This is a genomic window from Lactobacillus sp. UMNPBX17 (assembly GCF_002553735.1).
GTDB lineage: Bacteria > Bacillota > Bacilli > Lactobacillales > Lactobacillaceae > Lactobacillus > Lactobacillus gallinarum.
Genome location: NZ_PCYT01000089.1, coordinates 1 through 4,074 on the forward strand (window position 1 = coordinate 1; position 4,074 = coordinate 4,074).

A 4,074-nucleotide genomic window follows, 5' to 3' on the forward strand; every position below is an offset into this window, starting at 1 on the left:
AAAGAAATAAATTTAAGGAATCATTCATCCTTACACAAACTATTTTACAGTCTCATATTAATGGATTACACAATTAAGTCTATAACAACTAATGATGTGGAGAAGTTGCAAGAAGTATCACGTGAGACTTTCAAGGATACTTTTGATGACTATACTGCTCCAGATGATATGAAGCGCTTTTTGAAAGAAGATTATGAAACCAGCAAGTTGATTAAGGAAATAGAAAATCCGAATAGTCGCTTCTTTTTCTTGATGGTGGGCGATGAAGTAGCAGGCTACTTGAAGATTAATGTAGGGGATGCGCAAACTGAGCATTTAAAAGAAAATGCTTTAGAAGTGGAACGCATTTACTTATTGCCAAGTTTTCAACATAAAGGATTAGGTAATGTGTTGCTAGATTATGCAGAAGATACGGCAAGAAAAGAGGACTATGACTATATGTGGCTTGGCGTTTACGAAAAGAATATTAATGCCCAACATTTCTACAAGCATCATGGTTTTGAAAAGGTAAGCGAGCATACTTTTCAAGTTGGCAGCGATCCACAAACTGACTGGTTATTACTTAAAAAATTGCAATAGAAAAGAGGTCCAATTTGGACCTCTTTTTTAGTCATTATCATCGCCATGATCGCGATCAGTTCTCACAACGTCTTTGCTAGTGGCATTAATCTTAACTTCAGTTGACTTAGTGCCATCGCTTACTTCAACATCCCAGTAAGCCTTGCCATCGTCTTCATCGAGTTCAAGATTCCATTCTTTACTTACGCCGTCAGCATGTTTTTCCGCAATCTTAGTTGCTTCATCACGGCTGATTACGCTATCAAGATCAAGCGCTTTTTGGTGACGATCGTCTAAGTCAAGCTTTTCAGAATGTGAATGTAACAACTTGCCAGTATCGGCGTTAATTGTTGCAGTATATTCATTAGTCTTGTCAAAACCGTCGATTTCATAAACGTAGGTACCGTTTTCTTGCTTCAAATCAATACTCTTAATTTTCTTGTTAGGGTATTTTTCATTGAATTTGTTTAAAGCTTCGCTTTGACTGAGATCAATTTTAGTTCTCTTAAGCTTGGTTTCGTTTTGCTTAACTGCCTTATTAGTATTCTTCTTTGACTTTTCAACCTTAGAAGATTGGGTTGATTCACTGTGATCATTGTTGCTACATGCAACAGTACCAACAGCTAAAGCGCCAATTAAGGCAGCACCAGCGGTGAGTTTAGTTAATTTATTCATACACATTTCTCCTGACACATTTACATCAATATCATTTTCTATATCATGATATTAATTATACACGCTTACGAGAAATAAGTATAGATAAAAATGACATATTGTCACTGACTTATGTATTTCTTAATGAAATTAAGGGATTGCTTATTGATATTAGATAATGCCGTAGCCGCGAACTGGATTAGAAGGACATTCGTTGAAGTTATATTCAGCAAGTTTTTCAAATTCAGTATTGCCATCGATGATCGTGGTTACGCCTTGAGCGATCATCAGATTCATTTTCTTCTCTTTTTCAGGATGCTCAGTAAATGGCACCAAGATTACCGGCTTGTGCATGGCACGCATGAAGCCAATCTCAAAGGCAGAACCATCATCCAATTGATCCATATCATATAAAAATACGCCGCAAGTGGCATTTGAAATACCAGTTAAATCATTTTGGTAAGTCGCATCCCGCCAAACCATGCTTCTGATACCGCCGATTTCAGGATTCTTTTCGTCCGGATCGGTGAAACCATCATCAAAGGGGAAGAAGACATGCGCGATGCTTGGATTCTTTGCTAACAACTCTTTTGCCTTGGCTGCTCTTTCTCTTTGAGCATCGCTGTAAAATGGTGAACCTAAATAAATTTTTCCTGTTGGAACTACTGCTTTCATAATTTTTCTCCATCATAGTTAATTTAAAAATTAGTTTGATTTTAGCACATTTAGATTAAAGAAAATAATCGCTTTTTCTCCGCATTTGAGCAAAAGGCGGCAGTAACCGCGTTTAAATAGAGTTGTTTTTCGTCGGCTCGAGTTAACCCCGTCTTTTCTTCTAACAGTTGGTATTCATGGGGCAAGTCGATGTTAGAAACGGTCATGTCATCAGAATTGAGCGTGACGTTAACGCCCTGATTGAGCAACTTTTTAACAGGGTAGTGGTCAATTTGATCAAATACTTTAGTATTCAAATTTGAGGTAGCGCAACATTCTAACGTGATCTTGTTTTGGATGAGCTCTGCTACTAGCTGCGTATCTTCAATGCAGCGGATGCCGTGGCCGATGCGCCTGGCTCCTAAATCTAACGTTTGGTAAATCGACTCTGGGCCCATCGCTTCGCCTGCATGAATGGTGAAAGGAATGCTGTTTTGACTAGCAAGATTAAACAAAGAAGTATGATTGCTGATGGCAAAGGCGGGCGTTTCGGCTCCAGCTAGATCTAAGCCACTGACGCCACGGTCCAGAAAATGCTTAGCTACAGTGATCGTTTCTAGGTTCTGGTCATAATTATGAGGTAGTCGCATCAGGCACAGCAGCAGATTAGCATGTAGCTCAGGCTGACTAGAGGAATGCATTTTTTGCCAATTAAAAAACTGGTTTAAGCCGCTAATCGCTGCGCGCACTACTTCCTCTTGAGTCAGACCTTGCTCAGTATGAAGCTGGGGCGCAAAACGAATCTCGACGTAAACCAGTCCCTGTTTCTTTATTTTTTTTAGCAAACTAAATACAATCAGTTGCAGATCAGCTGCCGTTTGCATTAAATGAACGGGAAAAGCAAATTTCTCCAGAAATTCATTTAAATCACGGCAGTCAGGACCCACCGATAGTTTTTGCCGCAGAATTTGATCATCAATAGTAGGCAGGCCATGGATGGTCATTAACTCTTTGATAGTGGTGAATGGTACGGAACCATCTAGGTGAAGGTGTAAATCAATCAGTTTCCTCATATTGTCATCCCCTTAAATATGTTAAATTGTTCTAATTCTAGCATATTAGGGAGAAAAAAGAAGCCCAAATTGGACTTCTTTTCAATCTTTATTCACCTTTAAAAGTGCCGTTTTCAACTTCACGAATGAAGTCAGCTAAGTGCTTGTAGTATACGTCTGGGTTATCAACCATGTGGTGGTGACCACCATCTGGAGTAGTAACCAAGCGTGAGTTAGGAATTTCCTTTTGCATAATCTTAGCAGTAGAAATTGGCATAGTTTCATTTTCACCAAAGGTAAGCAAAGTAGGAACCTTGATGTTCTTCAATTGATCTCTGAAGTGCCAGTCCTTCAACTTACCAGTGATGACAAATTCGTTATCACCTTGGAATGCGTGGTAAACAGCACTACCGCCGATATCCTTCAAGTGGTAAAGCTTAGAAGGTTGCTTACGGTCAACGAAGTTAATGTTCAAGATTTGGACATCATCTTGGTAACGTTGGTTGTCGTAGTCATTGTTCTTTTCGCATTCATGCATAAAGTCGATTTCAGTCTGTGGAAGAACTTCTTGTCTTCTTCTATTAACTGAAGCAACGTATTCATCAATTTCGTCAACCATGGATGAAATGATGGCACCCTTTAAATGTTGACCATATTTAACTGCGTATTCTTGAACAAGAAGTCCACCCCAGCTTTGACCAATTAAATAAAAGTTATCGAGGCCAAGCTTTTCACGCACTTCATCAACTTCGTCTAAGAAGTATTCGTAAGTCAAATATTTTTTAGCAATTTCAGGATCAGAGTAATCAGGTTGATCTGAATAAAGAGAACCCAATTGATCGTACATGGTAACTTGAACGTTAAGACCTTGCTTCTTCAATTGTTCAGCAGTGTCTTCCCAGTATTCGTGGTTGCCGCCAGGACCGCCGTGAAGAGCTAATAAATGAATATCACCTTCGCCTTGAGTGTTGGTCCATAAGTGATAACCGTTGTCTAAAGTAATAATTTTAGTACCAGTTTTCATAGAATTTCCTTTCAGTCTTTATTAAAAATAGAATGTATTACATTAATTATCGTATCAGATTGAGAAAAAGACAAGTAGAGACTGTAAAATAGTTTGTGTAAGGATGAATGATTCCTTAAATTTATTTCTTTA

The 4,074-nt window shown here is 38.6% G+C and carries 5 protein-coding genes; 1 reads left to right on the forward strand and 4 read right to left on the reverse strand.

The genetic code is table 11. From position 1 onward, the window contains the following. Positions 1-60: 60 nt before the first annotated feature. Positions 61-579: a GNAT family N-acetyltransferase gene (locus CP368_RS09280; RefSeq protein ID WP_098046017.1), complete on the forward strand. Its 519-nt coding sequence runs from the start codon at positions 61-63 to the stop codon at positions 577-579. Between the two features lie 27 nt (positions 580-606). Here the strand turns inward: CP368_RS09280 and CP368_RS09285 are convergent, their stop codons facing one another. From CP368_RS09285 to CP368_RS09300, 4 genes are all read right to left on the reverse strand, one after another. Beyond that, positions 607-1,233, reverse strand: coding sequence for a PepSY domain-containing protein (locus tag CP368_RS09285; protein WP_098044086.1), 627 nt, complete (start codon positions 1,231-1,233; stop codon positions 607-609). A 150-nt stretch (positions 1,234-1,383) separates the two neighbouring features. Next, entirely contained in the window at positions 1,384-1,887 is a 504-nt protein-coding gene (locus CP368_RS09290; RefSeq protein WP_025006001.1) for a nucleoside 2-deoxyribosyltransferase, read from the reverse strand. 50 nt (positions 1,888-1,937) lie between these two features. Then, positions 1,938-2,939 (reverse strand): adenosine deaminase, encoded by a 1,002-nt coding sequence (add, locus tag CP368_RS09295; RefSeq protein WP_098044087.1) that lies wholly within the window; start codon positions 2,937-2,939, stop codon positions 1,938-1,940. An 88-nt stretch (positions 2,940-3,027) separates the two neighbouring features. Continuing rightward, positions 3,028-3,942, reverse strand: coding sequence for a prolyl aminopeptidase (locus CP368_RS09300; protein ID WP_003627833.1), 915 nt, complete (start codon positions 3,940-3,942; stop codon positions 3,028-3,030). Positions 3,943-4,074: the final 132 nt, after the last annotated feature.